Raw genomic sequence first — 19915 nt, 5'->3', positions numbered from 1 at the left:
CCCAACCGGGGCGGCGTTTGGTTTTGGGGGGCTGCAAACCGCCTAGAAATCCTTCTTCCAGTTCGCGGAAACGGTCTGATCGCCTTCCTGCTCAAGCTCGGTTTCGACCGTGATGTTGTCGGTGATCTCATATTTGACTGAGACGGAGCCGTTGCGGCCTTGCGCGTCCTGGCTCGCCGAGACGAAGAACCCTTCGGCCACATATTTGCCAACGGTCAGCGAGCCGCCGCCGCTTTCAGGGTCGATATCCACATTCAGGAGATCGAGTCCGACTACGCGCCGCAGCTTGCCTGTGAGGCCGCCCCCGCCGCCGCCGAATGGCCCTATGCCGCCGAGGGAGGCGAGCGCTTGCGCCGTTTGCAGGGACTCGAGGGCCGAAAGATTTTCCGCCGGCTTGCCGAAGAGAATGAGCGACATCACGTCTTCAGACGGCATCGACGGCGTCGATGTCAGTTCAATGCTGGGGTCGCTGGCGCGGCCCGACGCCACGATCGCCGCGGTGACCCCATCGCCTGCATTGAGTTCTGCGCGGATATCGAGGCGCGGATCGTTTTCCTGCTGCTGGTCGAAGTCGATGGAGCCGCGCGTGAGCTCGAAGCGCCGCCCGGAAAAATCGAGCCAGCCGCGGCGCAGATTGACCGAACCGAGCACAACTGGCTGCTCCCGGCCGTCGACGGCGCGCACATCCGCCGACCATTCGCTTTCAAGACCGCGTCCGCGGATGAACACGCGGTCATCCGCCTTGATGCGGATTTCGAAGTCGAGACCGTTGTCATCCGGAGGCCCGGACAAATCATCGGGCCGTCCATCGCCGTCAGCATCGACGGCGACCACTTCGATATCCACGAGGCCAGTGCTCTCCGGTGCGATGATCTCCGCATTGAGTTCGGTGATGGAGATGTCGCCATCCGCCTTGAGGTCATCGAGCGGACCCGAAAGTTTCAACTGTCCGTCAGCGCGGACCTGATTAACGGGATGCGCTGAGAGTTCCGCGTTGTTGAAATTGACAGTGAAGTCGAGCGCTGACTCTTCGCCGAGCGTCATGTCGCCATCGAAAGTGATTGTATCCTCGCCGCTCTGTCCGGCGCCGCGCGCGCCGCCTGTGAGATTGACGCTGCTGGTCCCGGCGGCGCTGTAACTGGCTTCAGCTTCTGCATGGAGGCCTGCAAGCGAGAAGCCGCTTTCAATTTCGGTGTAGGCGCCATTACGCAGTTGTGCGCGTCCGGAAACATCCGGCTCAGCGAAGGTGCCGCGTAGGGTGAAGTCCGCCGTAAGCAGGCCCTCGATGGTTTGCAGGACAGGCGGCAGATAGGCGGCGATCGCCTGCATATCGCCGTTGTAGCGCACCTCGCCTGAAAGCTCGCCAGAGGTGTCGATGGAGATATTTGGCTGACGCGCGAGGCGCATAGGCAGCCGGACATCCATCCGCAGCGTTTCGTCGCTTTCCTGATCGGTGAGACGCAGCGTCTCGCCGTTCCATACGGCGCGGCCTGAAATCGAGGCGTCTTCCTTGTTCAGGAGCAGCGAGCGCAAGGTGAATGTTCCCCGTGCGGGAATATCTCCATTCGTATCCAGAGCGAATTGGCCGGTGATTTGTCCGTCCGCGCCGGGGATCGTGACTTGTGTCAGCCGCGCATCGGCCCGCCAGCGTTGCGGGCTGAAGGCGCCGTCAAGAGCGATGGTCCCGCTCGCGCCCCAGTTGAGACGCAGAGTGTCGATCCCGACGCCGTCGGAGAAATCAAGGCGGGCCGGCTCCGTCAGTCTCGCTTCATTGTCCTGAATGACAGCTTCTAACCGATTAAGCTGTAAAGTCGTCGGCCCGCTCGCATTGACAACGCCTGCCGCCGCTATGTCGGATATGACGCCTGCGGCGCCAGTTTCGAATTGCGCCGCTTCTGCGCGAACCCGCACTGCGCCGGGTGGGCCTTCCGCCGTCAGGTCAAGGCCGGAGACGGAAAGATCGTTCATGGCGAAAGCGTCGGCGGTGACGGTCATGCGGTTGAGGGCGCCGTCGCGGGAAAGAACGCCCTTTGCAGACGCTGCGCCCTCGGCGTTGACGCCGGGCCAGGGCTCGGCGTTGTCTTCGCCTTTATAAGTCAGATCGAGATTGACGGTCTGCCGGTCGGCGTTGATTTGCGCCGATCCGCCGAGCGTAAAGCCTCTCCCGGCATAGGAGAGGGAAGGAATGCGGATTGTTCCGTCCTCTGAAGAACGCAATTGAGCATCGAGACGCCGCGGCGCGCCATTGCTCGCGCGGGCGGAGACCTCGCCTGTGGGCAGGCTCGGCAGGCCGGAAAGGGCCGCGTTGAGATTCATCGGCGGGAATGTCCCGTCCTCGAATTTCAGGGCAGGCGCCTCGATAGCGGCCTCAAGCGTGAACCGGTCCAGCGGGCCGGAAAGTTTGACATCGCCGGTAATGTTTCCTTCGGGCGTTGCATCGGGAAGAACAAGCGCGGCGAAGGACGGCGTCAGGACGACATCGCCATCGACGGTCAGCGATTTGTCTTTTAGGCCGTAAGCCGCATCGCCGGTGAAGCGCGATCCGTCGCCTGTTGTCACAGCCGCCTCATCCAGTCGCACGGCGTCGTCGAAATTGATGTCGAGCTGCGTATCGAGCGTCAGCCCGTTCGTCAGCCAGAAATCGCTTTCTTGTCGCGCCGCCGCCTCAAGACGGGTTTGGCCTGAAACGCTGTCGCGCAGATCGGTGCGCCCGTTTCTCACCGTCAGCGTGGCCAGCGGGCCGGTGATCGTCGTGTTCAGCGTGTAATCGTTGCGCCGCCAGTCGAGCGAAGCCTTGATATTGAGGTCGCGTCCCGCGACCTTCTGTACGGTCGGCTGATAATCCTCGGCAAGGACGGCGTTGAGATCGGCGTTGAATTCCTCCACGAAGCCGCGCGGCGCGCGCCAGTCGAGATGTCCTTCGATCTCCGCAAAGGCCGTGGAAAGACCCGCGATGGTCAGCGCTCCGCCATTCCTGTTGACGTCATAGCGCGCGGAAAGCGAAACGGGGCCGGAGAGTTCTTCAACGCCCTCAAAGCGCCGTCCCGGCGTAATCGCCGCGTTGATATCCGCGCCGTCGAACTCATCGAAACTGCCGGCGATTTCGGCGCTAATCTCGCCGTAATATCCAACATTGCCTTCGATGGTGATGACGGCCTCATCCACGGGACCGTCGCCCGAGAGGCGAAGCTCTGACTGACCCCTAAGTCCGAGCAGCGTGGCGATGATCCCATCCGCTTCCGCATAGAGGTTGGCGTCGAGCGTAAAGCGTCCGCTCTCCGGCGATTTGGCGAAGGCGATCGCGGTTTGATCGGCGCCCGCTTCGCTTTGGGCGTTGAGGAACAGTGCAATGTCAGGGCCGTTGAGCCGGATCGAGCCCGTTGCGTCGAGCGTGTGTTGTTCGCCATTGATGGCGGCTTTGAAATTGTCGATCTCGAGACCGGCGATTTCAATACGCGGAAGACTGTCGCGGACCCTGATCTGGCGCGCGTCTTCCGGTTCGGGGTCTTCGCTTTCGGGGGGATCGCCGAGGAGACTGGCGTTTATGAGTCGCGCCTCGTCGACGATGATGCTCTTGCGCAGGAGCCCCAGCGGCCGCCAGCGCAACTCCAGCCGTTCCGCCGTCAGCCATGGTTCGCCCCTCGCATCCGCCAGTGTAAGGTCTGTTGCGACGATATGGCCGGGTAAACCGCCGGACAGCGACCCGATCTCCGCCTTGCTGTCCAACGCCGCGCCGAGCTGGTCCGTGACAATTCCTTTGACCAGGGTCCGGCCGGGCGGCGAATAAAACAGCGCAAACCAGGCGAGCAGAATGAGCGCCAGAAGGCCGGCGATGACGCCGAGGACTATGTAACCGATCCGCCGCATCAGAAGGGCTGCCCCAGTGCGATGTAAATCTGGAATCCTCTGTCGGTTTCGCGCTTTTCGAGCGGGACCGCGACATCGACGCGGATCGGACCGATGGGCGTGAAATAGCGGACGCCGCCACCCGCGCCGATGAAATAGTCATCGGTGAAATCGGGAATGGATTTGGTGGAGACCGATCCTGCGTCGATGAAGCCGGCGATCTGAAGATTATTGATGACTTTCACCCGCGCTTCGAAAGCGCCCTCGATTTTCGAGCGACCGCCAAGCGGGTCGCCATCGGCGTCGAGGGGGCCGGCCTCCTGGAAGCCGTAGCCGCGCACGGAGCCGCCGCCTCCGGCGTAGTATCTTTTGTTGAGCGGCAATTCGCTGAAGGAGCTGCCGAAAGTGGCGCCCATGGCCATTCGCGCGGCGAGCGTGACCACATCGTTCTCGCCGAAATGCACGCGGCTGCGTGCGGAAAGCTCCGATTGGGTGAAATAGTCCGAACCCATATAAGGCGTAACATTGAAGGAAGCCCGGAACCCTTTCTGGGGATTGAGGAGCTCGTCTTCGGAATCCCAGATCACGGTGAGCGGCGTCGATACGAAGTAATTGCGTTCGTCTTGATTGGTGCGCAAATCGACGCTGGTGTTGCGGATCCGGGAAGTTTCAAAGGCGAGCGCGCCGCGGGTTTCCAGATTATCGTTGAGCCATTTCTTCGAGACGCCCCCGGATAGTTCGATCGTGCGCGCATCGAACGCGTCCGTCGTCTCATTGGAGAAGGCGGCGTTCGCGAAAGCCTCTCCGTCGATTTTCGGCCAGGGTCGCGTCAGGGAGAGGGTGGCGGATTGCTCCACTTGCGAGCCCTTGACTTCGAAACGCGCATTCTCGCCATTGCCGAAGATGTTGCGGTGTTCGAAAAAAAGCCGCCCGCCAGGTCCTTCCGCGGTGGAATAGGAAACCCCTGCGCCGATGGTGCGCCGCTTGCGCTCCCGCACCTCGACAATGATTGGGGCTACGCCGTCTTCATCCGTTTTGCCCGCGCTCACCTGAACCGAAGAGAAAATCCCGGTCTCGCGGATGCGGTCAGCGTAAGCTGTCATTTTCGCCCGCTCGAATTCCTCGCCTTCCTCCCAGGTTTTCATGCGGGAGATAAAAGACGGATCGATATGTTCGCCGCCCTCAATGACCGGTTTGCCGAATTTCGCCCGTGGTCCGCTTTCGAAGACGAAGACTGCTTCGGCTTCGCCTTTGTCGAGTTCGGCGAGAACGCGGCGTGTGACAATGGCGGCGTCGGGATAGCCATTGTTCCAGAGATAGGCGAGGAAGGCTTCCTGCTTTTCTTTCAACGTCGCGCCGTCGGCGGCGCCTTCGGTCTTGATCTCGGCTTCTTCGAGCGTTTGCGGGCGGCCCTCGGCTTCGTCGCGATAGAGGATGTTGTAGCCGGTGATGCAGAAAAGCTCGCCTGGATCGATAGTGAAAACCACACGCGGCAGTTGTCCGCTCTCACCGGGAATGAGTTCGAAATCAGTTGAGCCCGCATAATAGCCTGCGGCCTGCAGGGCGTCGTTGAAGGCGTCGACGTCGCGGCGGGCGGCGCGGCGCAGCGCCGCAGAGGTCGGATAGTTCCGATTTTTTTTGGCGAGTTCGGAGATCAGCTCCAGCTTGCCTTGGAGGCCGTCGGGCGCGCCTTCGATGGACCAGTCATAGGAGGGGGCAGGGGAGCTCTCTGGCGCATCCTTGCCGTTCTGCGCGGCCTGGGCTGTTGTGAGGACCGCCGAGGGGGCGGCCGTCAGGATGAGCGCGGCGGCGAGTTGTTGAAGCGTCCTCAGGCGCTTTAGGTTTCGCGGCTGAAAACGCAACATGGTCTCGCTCTACTAACGCCTTTCCTTACCCGGCCTTGGGATCGTCCAAACTCTGCAATACGGCCTGCCCGGACCGTGCCATGCGGGGGTTCGCCGAGCCTGTCACGCCATGGTTAACCATGTCCTGAAAAATGGCCCCGGGAGCCCCGGTTTCCAGCCTGAACGCCGCTTATTGAACGGCTTTGAGGCGATTTTCCGGCGGTATTGCCGGATCGGGGCCCTGACGGCCAGGTGGCGAGGCGGGGCGGAGTGCGCTATCCCCTTTGGCTTCGGAACAGACGCAGAGGCGAAACATTCCATGGCGCATCCATTAAGCGGGGCGAATCTCGGAACCCTGGCCAAGGTCATGGGGCGTTCCGGCCTGCCGAGCCATGTGGGCGCTGGCGCCGTGATCGGCCTCGCCGCGCTCGCCCGCTGGCCGTTTTCGACCGCCGAAAAACTGGTCATGGAGCCGAAGCTGCCGGCTCTCGATGAGATGCCGCCGCCGGTCTTTATTCTCGGCCATTGGCGATCGGGCACGACCCATCTTTACAACATCATGTGCGAGAGCGGGGAGTGGGGCTTTGTGCCGCCGGTGGCGACGGGACTGCCTTGGGATCTTTTTGGCCTTGCGAAGGTCTTCAACCCGCTGCTCGAAAAGGCGCTGCCAGAACACCGTTATATCGACAACATTCCGGTGACGCCGACGAGCCCGCAGGAAGACGAGATCGCCATCGCCAACATGTCGGAAGTCTCGTTCTATCACGGCATCTATTTTCCGAAGAATTTCGCCGAGAACGTCAATCGCGGCCTTTTCTTCGACGGCTGCTCCACGGCGGAGATCCGGAACTGGCGCAAGCAGTTCGGTTACTTCCTGCGCAAGCTTTATCTCCATCAAGACAAGAAGCCGTTGCTCATCAAGAACCCGGTCTATACGGGCCGCTTCGCCATGCTGAAGGAGATGTTTCCGGATGCGAAGTTCATTCACATTCATCGCAATCCCTATGACGTATTCGTCTCCATGCGGAATTTCTATTCGAAGCTTTTGAAGGAATTCGCGCTGCAGGGTTACGATCATGTGGACATCGACGAGACGATCCTTGCGGTTTATGAGCGGATGATGAACGCGTATCTCAAGGATGCGGAGGGAATGGCGGCGGACAAGCTTGCCGAGCTTCGTTATGAGGAGCTGGACGCTGATCCGCTTGCGGCGGTCGCCTGGATTTACGAACAATTATCGCTGCCGGGGTTTGAAGCGGCGCGTCCTAAATTTGAGCGCTATCTTGCCTCGGTTGCCACGTTCAAGAAGAATAAGTTCGATTATTCCGATGAAGCGGCGGCCAAAGTGGAAGCGCGATTGAAGCCGTTCATCGAAAGATGGGGCTATGAGCGGCCGGGGAGAAAGACCGAAAAAGCGGCCGAAGAAGGGGCGCGGCATGGGGAAAATGCGGCTTAAAGCCTGTTTTGCGGGCGCGTTGCTGCTGGGGGCCTGCGCCGCCGGAGAGGATGCCGGCGAGGTCTATGGCGCCCCGCTTTATGACCTTGCGGATTGCCGCAGGGTGGCGCTTGTGGATGCGGAGAGTGGAGAGCGTGTTCGCGGGGCGGAAGACCTTGCGCTGGATGCGGGGCAGGGGCGCCTTTTCCTTTCCGCCTATGACCGGCGGGCCGTGGAAAAGTCTGCGCGAAAAAAGCGGGACATGATTCCTCATGGCGGAGTTTACGCTATTTCGCTCGACACGCTCTTCGATCCGGAGACGGAAGAAGTGACGGTGTCGTCGCTGGCGGCGCCGAAGGATTTTGCGGGCGGCTTGAGGCCCCACGGTCTCTCTTACGATGAAGAAAATCATGAACTTGTTTTCATCAATCGCACCTATGTCCGCGACGGACGGCGCTGGCGCATGGAGCCGCATCTTCAACGCATCGGCGCCAATGGCGAAATGTTTGTGGGCGCGCCAGCGCCGGCCCATTGCGCGGCGAACGATGTCTCCGCGGGTACGAACAGTGTCGTCACCAGTTTCGATCATGCGTCCTGCGGGTTTGGGGCCGGTCTTGAAAATATCTTCCGGCTGAAACGCAGCGGGATTGCCGATGAAAACGGCCCGCTCTTTACAAAAGCCGCTTTTGCAAACGGGGTGGCGCGCCTCGATAACGGCGGCATCGCCATGGCGGCGACCCGCGAGAGTGCGATTCTCCTGCTCGAGCCTGCCGAAGATGGTTTCAGCGAACGGGCGCGCATCTTACTTCCCGGACGGCCGGACAATCTGACAGTTTCCGCCGATGGAACAATTGTCGCCGCCCTGCATCCGTCACTGTCGAAGCTGGCGTCCGCACGCAAACTGGGGTTCGGCAGGGCGCCGTCGCGCATCGTTAAAGCGCTTCCTGAAAGCGGGGCCATAGAAATTCTTTTCGACGATCCGGAAGGCGACGTTTTCAGCGCCGCGACGGCGGCGGTTGAAACCGAACAAGGTCTCGTTGCCGGCTCTGTCGTCGATGAAGGGCTTCTGGTCTGCCGGAAGGGCGCATGAGCGATATAACGCTGGTTACCGGCGGCGCGGGGTTCGTCGGCAAGCATCTCGTTTCCGCGTTGCGTGCGCGCGGCGAGAAAACCCGCAGCCTCGATCTCGCTGCGCCTCAGCATGTTGACGATATTCAGGGCTCGATAACGGATAGGGATGCGGTCGCACGCGCCATGGACGGCGCCGCAAGCGTCTTTCACCTGGCCGGCAATGCGCAGCTCTGGGCGAAAGACACAACTATTTTCGATGAGGTCAATCGGCGCGGAACCGAAATTGTCGCCGCGGCGGCGCGCGACGCCGGCGCACGCATGGTGCATTGTTCAAGCCTCACGACGCTGGTCGGAAAACCGACGCCCATTGGAGCCTCGAACGCCGATGAAAAGACGCATCTTGAGCCCGATGACATGCTCGGCCCTTATCCGCGATCGAAATTGCTGTCTGAGCGGGCCGTTGAAGAAAAAGTAGAAAACGGTCTCGACGCGGTGATCGCGCTGCCAACGGAACCGCTCGGTCCCGGCGACGACGGCCTGACGCCGCCGACGCAGATGATCCTCGATTTCGCCAATGGAAAAACGCCCGCCTATATTGATTGCATCCTGAACTTCGTGCCGGTGGAAAGCCTTGCTGAAGGCTTGATCGCCGCGTGCGACAAAGGCCGCAGGGGAGAGCGCTATCTCCTCGGCGGTGAGAACATGGCGATGGTCGATCTGCTTTCCATGATCGCCGAATTTTCGGGACGTCCGGCGCCGAAAACAAAGATGCCTTACTGGGTCGCGCTGATGGCGGGCGCCGTCGACACCGGGCTCGTTTCCGCTGTCACCGGCATTCCGCCGAAAGCGCCGCTTACCGGCGTGCGGCTTGCGGGACGGCAAGTATTATTTTCATCGGAGAAGGCGGCGCATGACCTCGGCTGGCGCGCCGCGCCGATGCAACCGGCGCTGAAGGCCATGCTCGAATGGGCGAGAGAAAAGCAACTGCTGAAACCGGTTTAATCCGTCATAAAAACGGCTCATCATGCGCCAGCGAGGTTCATATGAGTGCGGCACAGGAAACATTTGCATCTGACCTTTCTGCGTGGCTAGGCGCGCGGTCGTTTGAGGACTGGCGCGCGCAGTTCGACCGTGACGGCTATTTGATTTTTCCGAATGTCCTGACAGCGGATCAGCTTGATGAAGTAAAGACGGCGCTCGCCCCATGGCTCGCGCAGAACATCAGGGGCCGCAACGAATTCGAAGGCCGCGAGTCGAACCGCGTTTACGCCATGCTCGCGAAGTCGTCGGTCTTCGCCGATCTCGTGACGCATCCGCTAGCGCTTGCCTTTGTCGAGGCGGACCTCGGGCGCGAGTGCCTTCTGTCCGCTTGCCTCGCAATCAACTTGCATCCCGGCGAAACGGCGCAGCCCTGGCATTTCGACGACAGCCATTATCAATGGCCGCGACCGCGGCCGTCACTCGGCGTGTCGACCTTCTGGACAATCACCGATACGACGGAGACCAACGGCGCCACGGAAATCCTGCCCGGCAGCCATCTCTGGCCGGAAGACCATATTGAAGGCGCCATCGCCGAGGAGGATTTCTCGAAAACGGCCAAGCGCGAGGGCGATCCCGGCGCGCGGCCTGACGCAATGAAGGCGGTGATGCCCGCAGGCTCTTTGATGATCGCCAAGGGAACGCTCTGGCACCGCGGCGGCGCCAATGTCTCGAACGAAAATCGCCTCATCATCACGCCGCAATATTGTCCGGGCTGGACGCGCACGCTCGAAAACATGGCGCTCGCCGTGCCGCCCTATGTGGCGCAAACCCTGCCGCCGAGAGCGCAGGAACTGCTTGGCTATTCGATCTATCCACCCTTCATGGGCTATGTGGATGGCCGCCATCCGAAGCGTCTTTTCGAGCGGGACTGATCCAGATCAAGCCGCATTTCGCCGTTTCCTGTTTGGATCGTGGCTGTTTCTGCCTCTTCATTCTGGCGTGAGAATACCCACATGAAAGAGAGCAGCGAAGAGGAGGGATGCTTCCATGCAGTTCAAATCCATTATCGCAGCCATCGATATCGATGACGATCTTGCTGAGGGCGTCATTCGCACCGCCGACAGTCTGGCGCAAAAGGACGGCGCGAAGTTGCAGGTGGTGAGCGTGTGGCCGGTCCTGGCGGCGACGGGCACAGGCTTTTCAGCGGAACTCGGCGGATCCTCCGCCATCGTCACCGAAGCCCTGATGGAGCAGCATAATGAAGGCCGGCGAGACAGCCTCGATGCGCTGCGCGCCATGACGGACCGGCTGGCGCCAAGCGCGACAGCTGTCCTGCTCGACGGAGAAGCGCCTGAAGAAGTCGCACACTACGCTGAAAAACAGAACGCCGATCTGATCGTCACCGGGTCGCATCAGCGTAAGTTCTGGGGCTCCCTGTTTCAGGGCAGCGCCTCCATGGAGCTGGTTCGCGAAGCGCCATGCGCGGTGTTTCTGGTGACGAAAGCTTTTGCGGACACGCTTACTGATTAACGGCGGACGAAGAGTAGGTCCGGCCTTTCCACTGGCCGCCTTCGCCGCGCCTGTGTCTCAGCGCAGATGAAATTGTCATCGCGGTATAAAGCCCCGCCGCGATAGGCTGGAGCGCCGCTTCCCAGGGCGCGCGCCCATAGAGGCGCAATGTCGGCCAATAGGTGTAGCCCATAAGCGCGCAGGCGACGGCGGCGTAAAACAGGGCCGCCAAATTCCAGTGCCAGAACGCCGTTAAAAAGATCAGCGGCGCGGCGAGATAAACGAGCGCCATGCCGAGCACTGTTCCGGCAAGCAGGAGCGGCGAATAATGCAACTGCGCATAGGCCGTGCGCGCCACCATGTTCCAGATCGACGAGAGCTCGCGATTGTCGCGCAAGGAGATCGCTTCGTCGCTGGCGAGCCCGATCCAGATTTTGGTTGACGGCGTCAGGTCCTTTATCGCTTTCGCAAAGGCGCAGTCGTCGATGAGGGCGTGTCTGATGCGCGCTATGCCCCCAATCCCGTCAATCGCATCCCGTCGCGCCAGCATGCAGCCGCCCGCCGCCGCAGCCATGTTGTCGTCCGGGTCGTTTGCACGCGGGAAGGGATAAAGCTTCTGGAAGAAATAGATGAAGGCGGGAATCAGGAACGACGCCCACGGGCCCCGCGCGTCGAGTCGCGCCATCAGCGAGGCGAGGGCGAGATTTTCATCTTCCGCTTTGGCGACAAGGCGGCTCAACGTGTCGCGGGCGAGCGCAATATCCGCATCCGCGAGAAGCGCATATTTTGCGTCCGGCGCGATTTCCTTAGCGCGGCGGAGGCCGTTATCGACCGCCCATAATTTGCCGGTCCATCCTTCCGGCAAAGGCGGGGCCGTAACAATCTCCAACTCCCTTGCGCTGCCTGACGCTGCGGCGCGGGCGATGTCGGCGGTGCCGTCCGTCGAGCCGTCATCGATGACAATCACCGTTAGGTTGCCAGGATAGTCGGCGGCCATATGGGCGCGGACGATGTCGCCGATGGTTTCAGCTTCGTCACGGGCGGGAATAATGGCCACGACGCCGGGCCAGCTTTCCGGATCGGGCTTGTCGGCGAGGCGCTCCCCGGCGCGCCAGAACCCGCCCCGAAGCAGGGTAAGCCAGCCCCAGGCGGCGAAAGCGGCGAAGGCGATAAAGGTCAGCATGGCCGGCTGATAGCGCGGCTTCGGGTCTCAAGCAAAGGGGGGGCAGCCTCGCATATCCTGCCTTGGAAACGGAGCGAAAATCCGTAAGGTGCGCCCATGTCAGCCGCGCCCGAAATCGCCGCAGCGGGAAACGCCCCCGCATGTGAGGAAACGCCCGCCGAAACGCCTTCAGGAAAAGGCGCGAAGGACGAGAATTTCCCCGTTGGCTCTTTCCTGTTGCCGAAACATTTGCGGCCCCATGTGGCGACCTATTACGCCTTCGCGCGCGCCATCGATGACATCGCAGACAATGGCGCGCTAGGCCCGGAAGAGAAGATCAAACGGCTGACGGCGTTCGATGCGGCGCTGAAAGGCGAGCCCGGCTATGGACCCGAATACGCCAAGGCGCACGCCCTCGCGCGGAGTACGAAAGAGACCGGCGTCACCACCAAGCACGGTTCCGATCTTGTCGCCGCCTTCATTCTTGACGCGGAGAAAAGCCGCTACCGCACATGGGATGAACTGCTCGGCTATTGCGAACTCTCCGCCAATCCGGTGGGGCGTTATCTCCTCGATCTTCATGGCGAGGATAAAGCCGGCTATCGCTATTCCGATGCGCTATGCACGGTGTTGCAGATCGTCAATCATTTGCAGGATTGCGGCGACGACAAGCGAGAGCTCGATCGCATCTACATCATCGGCGACTGGCTGAAGGAAGAAGGCGAGGACTTCTCCGTGGTGGAGCGCGACGCGGCGTCTCCGGGCTTCCGCAAGGTGATCGACCGCATGCTCGACGGTTGCGAGGCGCTGATGGTCGATGCCCGCAAGCTTCCCGCCGCGTTGAGCTCGAAGCATCTCGCCATGGAATCGGCGATCATCGTGCGGCTCGCCGACCGGCTTATCGCGCTCCTGCGCAAGGGCGATCCGCTGGCGGCGCGCGTGGCGCTTACGAAGCTCGATTTCGCTTCTGCGGGACTGCGCGGCGCCTTCGCCGGTTTTCTCGAAGCGGGCCGGGGCGCATGACGGATCTGCATTTCCAATGCCGTTGCGGCGCGGTCAAAGGCGTCGCCCATGACGCCGGCGGAAGCATGGGGATACGCGTGGTGTGCTATTGCGCTGACTGCCAGGCGCTCGCGCATTTTCTCAATTGTGAGGACGAATATCTCGATGCGGCGGGCGGATCGGATATTTACCAGACATCGCCCTCGCGTCTCGAAATCACGGAAGGCGTCGACAGGCTTCAGTGCGTCGTCGTCGGGCGGGAGGCGCGCCTCCATCGATTTTATGCGTCCTGCTGTAACACGCCGCTCGCCAACACGATCCCGGGTCGCAAGCTGCCCTTCGCCGGGACGCAGGTTCGCAACTATGATCCTGCGCGCCGCGAAGATGTTTTCGGCGCCCCGAAATCGGCGGTGTTTACGGATTACGCTCATGGCGAGCCAGTGACCAAAAAGAAAATCGCGACCCCGTTTCTCGTTCTGGATTTGATGCGGCGCGCGGCGCTCGAATGGATGAGCGGCAAGTCGAAAAAGAATGTCTTTCTGGACGCCGAAGATAACGGAAGCGTCACGCCGCAAATTCTGACGGCAGACGAACGCAGCCGTCTCGATGCGCGGGCCGCGGAAAATGCGCGCAATCGGATGGCCCGCGCATGACCGCCGCAGCGATGGATATCGAGCAAGCCCGCCGTCATGCAGAGGAAACCGTCAAGCGGTCTAAAACCTCTTTCGGCCCGGGCATGCGCATCCTTTCGAAAGCGCGCCGCGAGGGCATGTACGCCGTTTACGCCTTTTGCCGCGAGGTCGATGACATCGCCGATGAAGGCGGGACGCGCGAGGAAAAACTTGCGGCGCTCGCTGAATGGCGCGCGGAAATCGACCGGCTCTATGACGGCGCGCCGCAGACGCCGACTGGAGTCGCATTGCTCGCGCCGGTGCGCGCCTTTGTTCTGCCGAAGCAGGAATTCATCCTGATGATCGAGGGGATGGAAATGGATGCGAAGGGGCCTGTCATTGCGCCAAGTCTTGATGAGCTCGCCGCCTATACGCGACGCGTCGCCGGCGCGGCGGGGCAGCTTTCCATGCCGGTGTTCGGCGCGCCTAAAGGCGAGGCGTCCGACCATTTTGCGATTTCCCTCGGCGATGCGCTGCAGCTCACCAATATTCTGCGCGACGTGGAGCAGGATGCAGCGGAGGGACGGCTCTACCTGCCGCGCGAACTTCTCGAAAAACACGGCTGTCCGCTGACGCCTTCGGAAATCTCGGCTGCGCCGGGCTTGCCGGCGGTCCGCGCAGAACTCGCCGCCATGGCGCGGGCGAAGTTCGCGGCGGCACGCGAAGCCCTCAAAAGCCTCGACTGGCGGGTTTTGCGCCCGGCGCTCTTGATGATGGGCGTTTACGAGCGCTATCTCGACAAGATGACGGCGCGGGGCTGGGCGAATGGACAGGCGCGCGTGGCGCTGTCGAAGACCGAAAAGGCGGCCATTGCCTTTCGCTGGCTTCTCGCGCCGAAAATCTGACTCTGCACAACGACAAGAAAAGAAACAGGACCAACGCTATGTATAATGAACGCGGCTATATAGAGGGCGCGCCTTTGCGCCTCGATCGCTGGAATGAGATTGTCTCCGATCAGCCGGGGGGCGTCATCATCACCGCCGGCGGCGTGCCGCCGGGTTTCCTTATGGTGCAGAATTTCCTGGCGCCGCAGGTTTGCGACGCCATCGTCGCCGAATGCGATCAGCAGCTTGGCGAACAGCATACAGTGGCTTCATCAGGCGCCGATCTTTCGCCGCAACGCTCCGACACCAGAACGTCGGAATTTGTCGATGTGCGGTCCCTCAACACTGACGTGATTGGCATTGTGAAACACATTTTCGCAAATGTCGTCGGGCATCATTTCCAGAAAGGAATCGACTGGTTCGAGCTTCCGGAAATCCTGCGCTATCGCGAAGGCGGAGAATACAAGCCTCATGCGGACGCCGACAATTGGGACCCGGCGAAGCGCGAATGGACGCGCGTGCTCGACCGGGATTATTCTATCCTGCTCTATCTCAACGAAGGCTATACGGGCGGGGAGATCGATTTTCCGAATTTCGGTCTGAAGCTGGCGCCGAAAAAAGGCCTGTTGATCGCGTTCCCCTCTGATGCGCGCTATGTTCACGCGGCGCGGCCGGTGACGTCGGGCGTGCGTTATGCGCTCGTCTCCTGGGCGGCGGCGAAAGGGACGTTGCGCACCAGTCTAGAGCCGCGCCCGCACTCGATCCGGATGTAACCTCCCGTGCCACGCGTTCACATTATCGGCGGCGGCTTGTCGGGACTCGCCGCGGCCGTGCGGCTCATCGAACATGATGTGCCGGTCACGGTCTATGAAGGCGCGGGGCAAGCCGGCGGGCGCTGCCGCACCTTTTACGACAAGCATCTCGAACGCGAGATCGACAACGGCAACCACCTCATCATGTCCGGCAACAAGTCGGCGCTGTCTTATCTCAAGCGCATCGGCGCAGAAGACCCCCAAAGAGATGTGTTGGCTGGGCCGCCCTTCGCTGTGTATCCGTTTGTGGATGTGAAGACGGGACAGCGCTGGACGGTCAGGATCAATGAAGGGTTCATACCTTTCTGGGTGTTCGACAAAAAATGGCGCGTGCCCGACACCAATGTCATGGATTATGTGAAAGCGGGCGCTATCGCTTTCGCCGACGATGACAAGACCGTCGCTGAGGTCGTCGATAAAAACAGCGTTCTTTACGAGCGCTTCTGGGAGCCGCTGACGCTTGCGGTTCTCAACACAACGCCTGAGAAGGGGCAAGCGAAGCTGCTCTGGCGCGTCATCCGCGAGACCTTTCTGCTGGGCGGGCAGGCTTCGATTCCGCTGACGGCGAAGACGGGGCTCGGTCACGCTTTCATCGACCCGGCGGTGAAATTCATCGAGGCCCATGGCGGCGTGGTGCGCCTCAACGCGCGCGTCAGAAGCGTCTGGATGGAAGGCGGCGAGGTGACGACCTTGAACTTCGCCGATGAAACCGTGACTCTGGAAGAAGGCGACAAAGTGATCTTCGCCATTCCGCCGACGCGGCTCAAAGATTTGCTGCCCGACATCGATCCGCCCGATGACGACGCCAGCATTTTGAATATTCACTACCGGCTCGGGAAACCGGTTCCGAGAGATGCATTGGGAGAGGGGCCGTTTATCGGCATGATTGGCTCGGATGGGCAGTGGGCGTTTGTGCGAGATGACGTTATCAGCCTCACGACGTCGGCCTCGCACGCCATCGGCACGGACGAGCTTCCCAATGACGATGTGGTCTCGAAAATCTGGCGCGAAACGCAAATTGCGCTTGGGTTAGGCGATACGGAGTATGAACGCGTGCGCGTCATCCGCGAAAAACGCGCGACGCCTGACCAGTCCCCGCATGGCGCGAGGAAACGTCTGAAACCCGAAACGCAATGGCGCAATCTCTTCCTCGCCGGGGACCATACAGATACGGGCGTTCCGGCGACGATTGAGGGGTCGATAAGGTCGGGAGACAGAGCGGCGGAATTAGTATTAAAATCCTGGCCGGGCCGACTATGAGCATTGCTATTTCGAATGAATGGCTTGGCGCAATGATAATGTTCGCCGTCTGCGCTCTTCTTCTCGGCCCTCTTTTTTGGTCCCTGTATAATGCCAAAAAGCGTTTATCGGCCGATACTAATGGGTGGGTCGAAACGCGCCGTTCAATTTTTGATCATGTGATCGGCATAATCCAAATCGGCTTTTCCGTTGTTTGGCTGGTTTTTGGAACGCTATCTCCATTTTTTTTGAAAGAGCCAAACATTGGAGCTGTGATAATTTTTATTCTAATGCTGGTCATGGGTGTCTGGTTTTTGCAAAGCTTTCTGTTTGTATACTGTGCAAGCGTCCGATTTAATGACGCCAAACTCGAATACAAAGCTATCGGAAAGAAGATCAGCGTATATTGGTCTGGCGTTGAATCGATAAAAATGGGACAAAATGGTCCTAAAATTACGACTGTTGAAGGAAGTTTTTCCATTTCAAATTTGCGGCGAGGTTTTTACCAGCTGTTGGAGAAGGCGCGGGAAAACAACGTAGAAATACAAAATAGTCCTCATTTGAAAACGTCTGGATAAATGATGGCTGGCTTCATCGGCGTCATTTGCGGCCTGAAATCCGAGGCGGAAGCGGTTTCGGCGAGCGTTGACGCATCCAAAATTCGCATCGGGGTTTCCGGCGCCAATGCGGCGCGGGCGGAGGAAATTGCGCGCGAGTTCTGCAATGACGGCGCGAGCGCGATTATTTCCGTCGGCGTTTCGGGCGGGCTCGATCCGGCGCTGAAGCCTGGCGATCTCATTATCGGCGAAACAATCATCGCCGATGACGGATCGGTTTATGCGTCGGATAATTATCTCTTGGCTGCAATAACCTCCGATCACCCCGACGAAGGCCGGGGTCCAGAAACATTAAGAAAAGTGGATCCCGGCCGGAGTTTATCCTCGGGCCGGCCTTTGGCCGGACCCGGGGGCCGGGATAGTCGGGGTGGCTATATTGTCGCGAAATTGTTCGGCGCGGATGAAATCATCGACAGCGCTGCGAAAAAATCGGCCCTCTTTCACAATCACGGGTGCGCGGCGGTCGATATGGAAAGCCATGGCGCGGCGCGGGCGGCGGCGCGCGCAGGCGCGCCCTTCATCGCCATCCGCGCCATCGCCGATCCGGCGGACCGGGCTTTGCCGCAAGCGGCGCTGGAAGCCGTCGCGCCGGACGGCTCTACCCGCGTCATCAAAACATTAGGGGCCGCTTTACGCGACCCCAAGCAGTTTCCGGAATTGATGAAGCTCGGCGGCGATAGCGCCGCCGCGACGAAGAGCTTACGCCGCAGCCTCGGCCCGCTCTTTGCCCGCCTTTTTCTCTGCTTCGATCTTTGACATTTCGACCGCGACGAGTTTTTCGTGGACGTCCTCGGCGGGGCGTGCATTGGAGAGATCGATTTCCGGCGCCATGGGGCCCTCGGTCTTGATCTTGAACATGTTCGGGATCTTGAACATCTTGAACGGGTTCTTCACCGCGTCCATGGCCGCCGTTGGCTCGTACCCGCAATGGGCCATGCAGTTGGAGCATTTCTCGTATTTGCCGGTGCCGTAGGAATCCCAGTCGGTGGTCTCCATCAGCTCCTTGAAGCTAGAGACATAGCCTTCGCCGAGAAGGTAGCACGGCTTCTGCCAGCCGAAGACGTTGCGAGTCGGCGAGCCCCAGGGCGTGCACAGATATTCTTCATTGCCCGCAAGGAAGTTGAGGAAGAGCGAAGAATGGGACAGGTTCCATTCGCGCCCGCGCTCCTTGCCGATCTTGAAGATGTCGCGGAAAAGGTTCTTGGTTTTCTCGCGCGAGAGGAAGTGTTCCTTGTCTTCGGCGCGCTCATAGGCGTAACCCGGTGAGATCGAGATGCCGACGCCGAGATCGGTGGCGAAATCGAGATAGTCTGCGACCTGCTTCGCGGTCATGTTGTCGAAGATCGTCGCGTTGACATTGACCTGGAAGCCTCTGTCCTGCGCCGCCTTGATCGCTTTGACGGCGATCTTGAAGGTGCCTTTCTGATCGACGGCATGGTCGTGCTCTTCCTCGAGGCCGTCGAGATGGACGGAGAAAAAGAGGAACGGCGACGGCTTGAAGAGGTCGAGTTTCTTTTCAAGCAGCAGCGCATTGGTGCACAGCGACACGAATTTCTTGCGCGCGACGATGCCTTCGACGATCTCGCCGATGTCCTTGTGGATCAGCGGTTCGCCGCCGGGGATCGCCACCACGGGCGCGCCGCATTCGTCGACGGCGTCGAGGCATTCCTGAACGGTCAGGCGCTTGTTGAGGATGGGCGCCGGATAATCGATCTTGCCGCAGCCGGGACAGGCGAGGTTGCAGCGGAAAAGCGGCTCCAGAAACAGGACCAGCGGATATTTCTTGCGGCCCATGAGCGTTTGCTTCGCCACATAGGCGCCGACGCGGATCTGCTGGTGAAGCGATACTGACATGAGTGTCTCCGTTTCTTTTTTCTGCGCTGCTGACAGATTTTACGCGTTCGCCGCGCCCCACGCTTCCATGGCGTCTTTCGGACGCGGCACGTCGGCGAGTTCGCGGGGCAGCTTGAAGTGGACGTTTTCCTCGACGCCGTCGAGTTTTTCGACCGTCACGTCGCAGTAATTTCTGAGGCGTTCGACAGTTTCCTGAACCAGCGTTTCAGGGGCCGAGGCGCCGGCGGTGAGGCCGATGGTCGCCACGCCTTCGAGCCAGGCGGGATCGAACATCGCGGCGTTTTCGATGAGATAGCTCGGAATGCCGAAATTCTCGCCGATCTCGCGCAGGCGGTTGGAGTTGGAGCTGTTATGAGCGCCGACGACGAGCAGCAAATCCACCTGCTTCGCCATGGCGATGACGGCGGTCTGGCGGTTCTGCGTCGCGTAACAAATGTCGCGCGTGTCAGGGCCGACGATCTTCGGGAAGCGTTGCTTGAGCGCCGCGATGACGTCCTTGGTGTCGTTCACGGACAGCGTTGTCTGCGTGACGAAGGCGACGCGCTCGTCATCGGCTACGTTCAGACCGGCGACGTCTTCCGGCTCGGAGATGACATGCACCGGCCCGTGAATCTGGCCGAGCGTGCCTTCCACTTCCGGGTGGCCGATGTGACCGATGAGGACAATGTCGTAACCCTTGTCGGCGTAGCGGCGGCCTTCTTTATGAACCTTGGTGACAAGAGGGCAGGTGGCGTCGATCACGTCGAGCTCGCGCACCAGCGCGCCGTCCTCGACCTTCTTGGCGACGCCATGGGCGGAAAACACGGTGACCGCGCCGGTGGGGATCTCGTCGATCTCCTCAACGAAGATCGCGCCCCGGGCGCGCAGCGTCTCGACCACATATTTGTTATGGACGATCTCGTGCCGCACATAGACCGGCGCGCCGTATTTCTCGAGCGCCCGCTCCACGATGTCGATCGCCCGCTCAACCCCCGCGCAGAACCCCCGAGGCTGGGCAAGCACGACTTTTACATTCTTTTTCGCTGCCGCCATTTTCGTCTGCTACTCC

At 60.6% G+C, this 19915-nt stretch carries 17 protein-coding genes; 12 read left to right on the top strand and 5 right to left on the bottom strand.

The window, feature by feature from the left end; genetic code table 11:
- Positions 1-42 precede the first annotated feature (42 nt).
- Together ACQY5P_RS03905 and ACQY5P_RS03900 are read right to left on the bottom strand one after the other, a co-directional pair.
- The gene (locus ACQY5P_RS03905) at positions 43-3867 is read right to left on the bottom strand and encodes a translocation/assembly module TamB domain-containing protein (RefSeq protein WP_428409537.1); all 3825 of its coding nucleotides are present in this window, start codon (positions 3865-3867) and stop codon (positions 43-45) included.
- Positions 3867-5711, bottom strand: a complete 1845-nt coding sequence (locus ACQY5P_RS03900; RefSeq protein ID WP_428409536.1) for an autotransporter assembly complex protein TamA — start codon at positions 5709-5711, stop codon at positions 3867-3869. The genes ACQY5P_RS03905 and ACQY5P_RS03900 overlap by 1 nt, the downstream gene beginning before the upstream one ends.
- A 298-nt stretch (positions 5712-6009) precedes the next feature.
- Between ACQY5P_RS03900 and ACQY5P_RS03895 the strand changes: the two genes are divergently transcribed.
- The 5 genes from ACQY5P_RS03895 to ACQY5P_RS03875 all read left to right on the top strand — a co-directional run bounded on the left by ACQY5P_RS03895 (position 6010) and on the right by ACQY5P_RS03875 (position 10707).
- Entirely contained in the window at positions 6010-7146 is a 1137-nt protein-coding gene (locus ACQY5P_RS03895) for a sulfotransferase family protein (RefSeq protein ID WP_428409535.1), read from the top strand.
- Positions 7127-8215 carry a hypothetical protein gene (locus ACQY5P_RS03890; RefSeq protein ID WP_428409534.1) on the top strand — a complete coding sequence of 363 codons (1089 nt, stop codon included), beginning with the start codon at positions 7127-7129 and terminating at the stop codon, positions 8213-8215. Before ACQY5P_RS03895 ends, ACQY5P_RS03890 begins: the two co-directional genes overlap by 20 nt.
- Entirely contained in the window at positions 8212-9198 is a 987-nt protein-coding gene (locus tag ACQY5P_RS03885; protein ID WP_428409533.1) for an NAD-dependent epimerase/dehydratase family protein, read from the top strand. The genes ACQY5P_RS03890 and ACQY5P_RS03885 overlap by 4 nt, the downstream gene beginning before the upstream one ends.
- A 41-nt stretch (positions 9199-9239) precedes the next feature.
- Positions 9240-10109 (top strand): phytanoyl-CoA dioxygenase family protein, encoded by an 870-nt coding sequence (locus ACQY5P_RS03880; protein ID WP_428409532.1) that lies wholly within the window; start codon positions 9240-9242, stop codon positions 10107-10109.
- Between the two features lie 115 nt (positions 10110-10224).
- A complete protein-coding gene (locus ACQY5P_RS03875) occupies positions 10225-10707 on the top strand; it encodes a universal stress protein (RefSeq protein ID WP_428409531.1) in 483 nt (160 codons plus the stop codon).
- Here the strand turns inward: ACQY5P_RS03875 and ACQY5P_RS03870 are convergent.
- Positions 10697-11869 (bottom strand): glycosyltransferase, encoded by a 1173-nt coding sequence (locus tag ACQY5P_RS03870; protein WP_428409530.1) that lies wholly within the window; start codon positions 11867-11869, stop codon positions 10697-10699. The two genes, ACQY5P_RS03875 and ACQY5P_RS03870, sit on opposite strands and share 11 nt — an antisense overlap.
- A 96-nt stretch (positions 11870-11965) precedes the next feature.
- Between ACQY5P_RS03870 and hpnC the strand changes: the two genes are divergently transcribed.
- From hpnC to ACQY5P_RS03835, 7 genes are read left to right on the top strand one after another with little or no spacing between them, the layout of a single operon-like run.
- Positions 11966-12871 carry a squalene synthase HpnC gene (gene hpnC, locus ACQY5P_RS03865; RefSeq protein ID WP_428409529.1) on the top strand — a complete coding sequence of 302 codons (906 nt, stop codon included), beginning with the start codon at positions 11966-11968 and terminating at the stop codon, positions 12869-12871.
- Positions 12868-13503, top strand: coding sequence for a DUF6151 family protein (locus ACQY5P_RS03860; protein ID WP_428409528.1), 636 nt, complete (start codon positions 12868-12870; stop codon positions 13501-13503). Before hpnC ends, ACQY5P_RS03860 begins: the two co-directional genes overlap by 4 nt.
- Positions 13500-14366: a presqualene diphosphate synthase HpnD gene (hpnD, locus tag ACQY5P_RS03855; protein WP_428409527.1), complete on the top strand. Its 867-nt coding sequence runs from the start codon at positions 13500-13502 to the stop codon at positions 14364-14366. Before ACQY5P_RS03860 ends, hpnD begins: the two co-directional genes overlap by 4 nt.
- A 38-nt stretch (positions 14367-14404) precedes the next feature.
- Positions 14405-15118, top strand: coding sequence for a prolyl hydroxylase family protein (locus ACQY5P_RS03850; RefSeq protein WP_428409526.1), 714 nt, complete (start codon positions 14405-14407; stop codon positions 15116-15118).
- Positions 15119-15124: 6 nt separating this feature from the next.
- Entirely contained in the window at positions 15125-16417 is a 1293-nt protein-coding gene (gene hpnE, locus ACQY5P_RS03845; protein ID WP_428409525.1) for a hydroxysqualene dehydroxylase HpnE, read from the top strand.
- Positions 16414-16974, top strand: coding sequence for a hypothetical protein (locus ACQY5P_RS03840; RefSeq protein WP_428409524.1), 561 nt, complete (start codon positions 16414-16416; stop codon positions 16972-16974). The genes hpnE and ACQY5P_RS03840 overlap by 4 nt, the downstream gene beginning before the upstream one ends.
- Positions 16975-17769, top strand: a complete 795-nt coding sequence (locus ACQY5P_RS03835) for a hypothetical protein (RefSeq protein WP_428409523.1) — start codon at positions 16975-16977, stop codon at positions 17767-17769.
- Here ACQY5P_RS03835 and hpnH read toward each other — a convergent pair.
- Positions 17713-18867, bottom strand: a complete 1155-nt coding sequence (gene hpnH, locus ACQY5P_RS03830; protein WP_428409522.1) for an adenosyl-hopene transferase HpnH — start codon at positions 18865-18867, stop codon at positions 17713-17715. The genes ACQY5P_RS03835 and hpnH overlap by 57 nt on opposite strands.
- A gap of 39 nt (positions 18868-18906) precedes the next feature.
- Positions 18907-19899: a 4-hydroxy-3-methylbut-2-enyl diphosphate reductase gene (ispH, locus tag ACQY5P_RS03825; protein ID WP_428409521.1), complete on the bottom strand. Its 993-nt coding sequence runs from the start codon at positions 19897-19899 to the stop codon at positions 18907-18909.
- Between the last annotated feature and the right edge of the window lie 16 nt (positions 19900-19915).

This window comes from Hyphococcus sp., assembly GCF_965267305.1.
Classification (GTDB): domain Bacteria; phylum Pseudomonadota; class Alphaproteobacteria; order Caulobacterales; family Parvularculaceae; genus Hyphococcus.
This window is presented reverse-complemented; position numbering and strand designations above follow the sequence as displayed.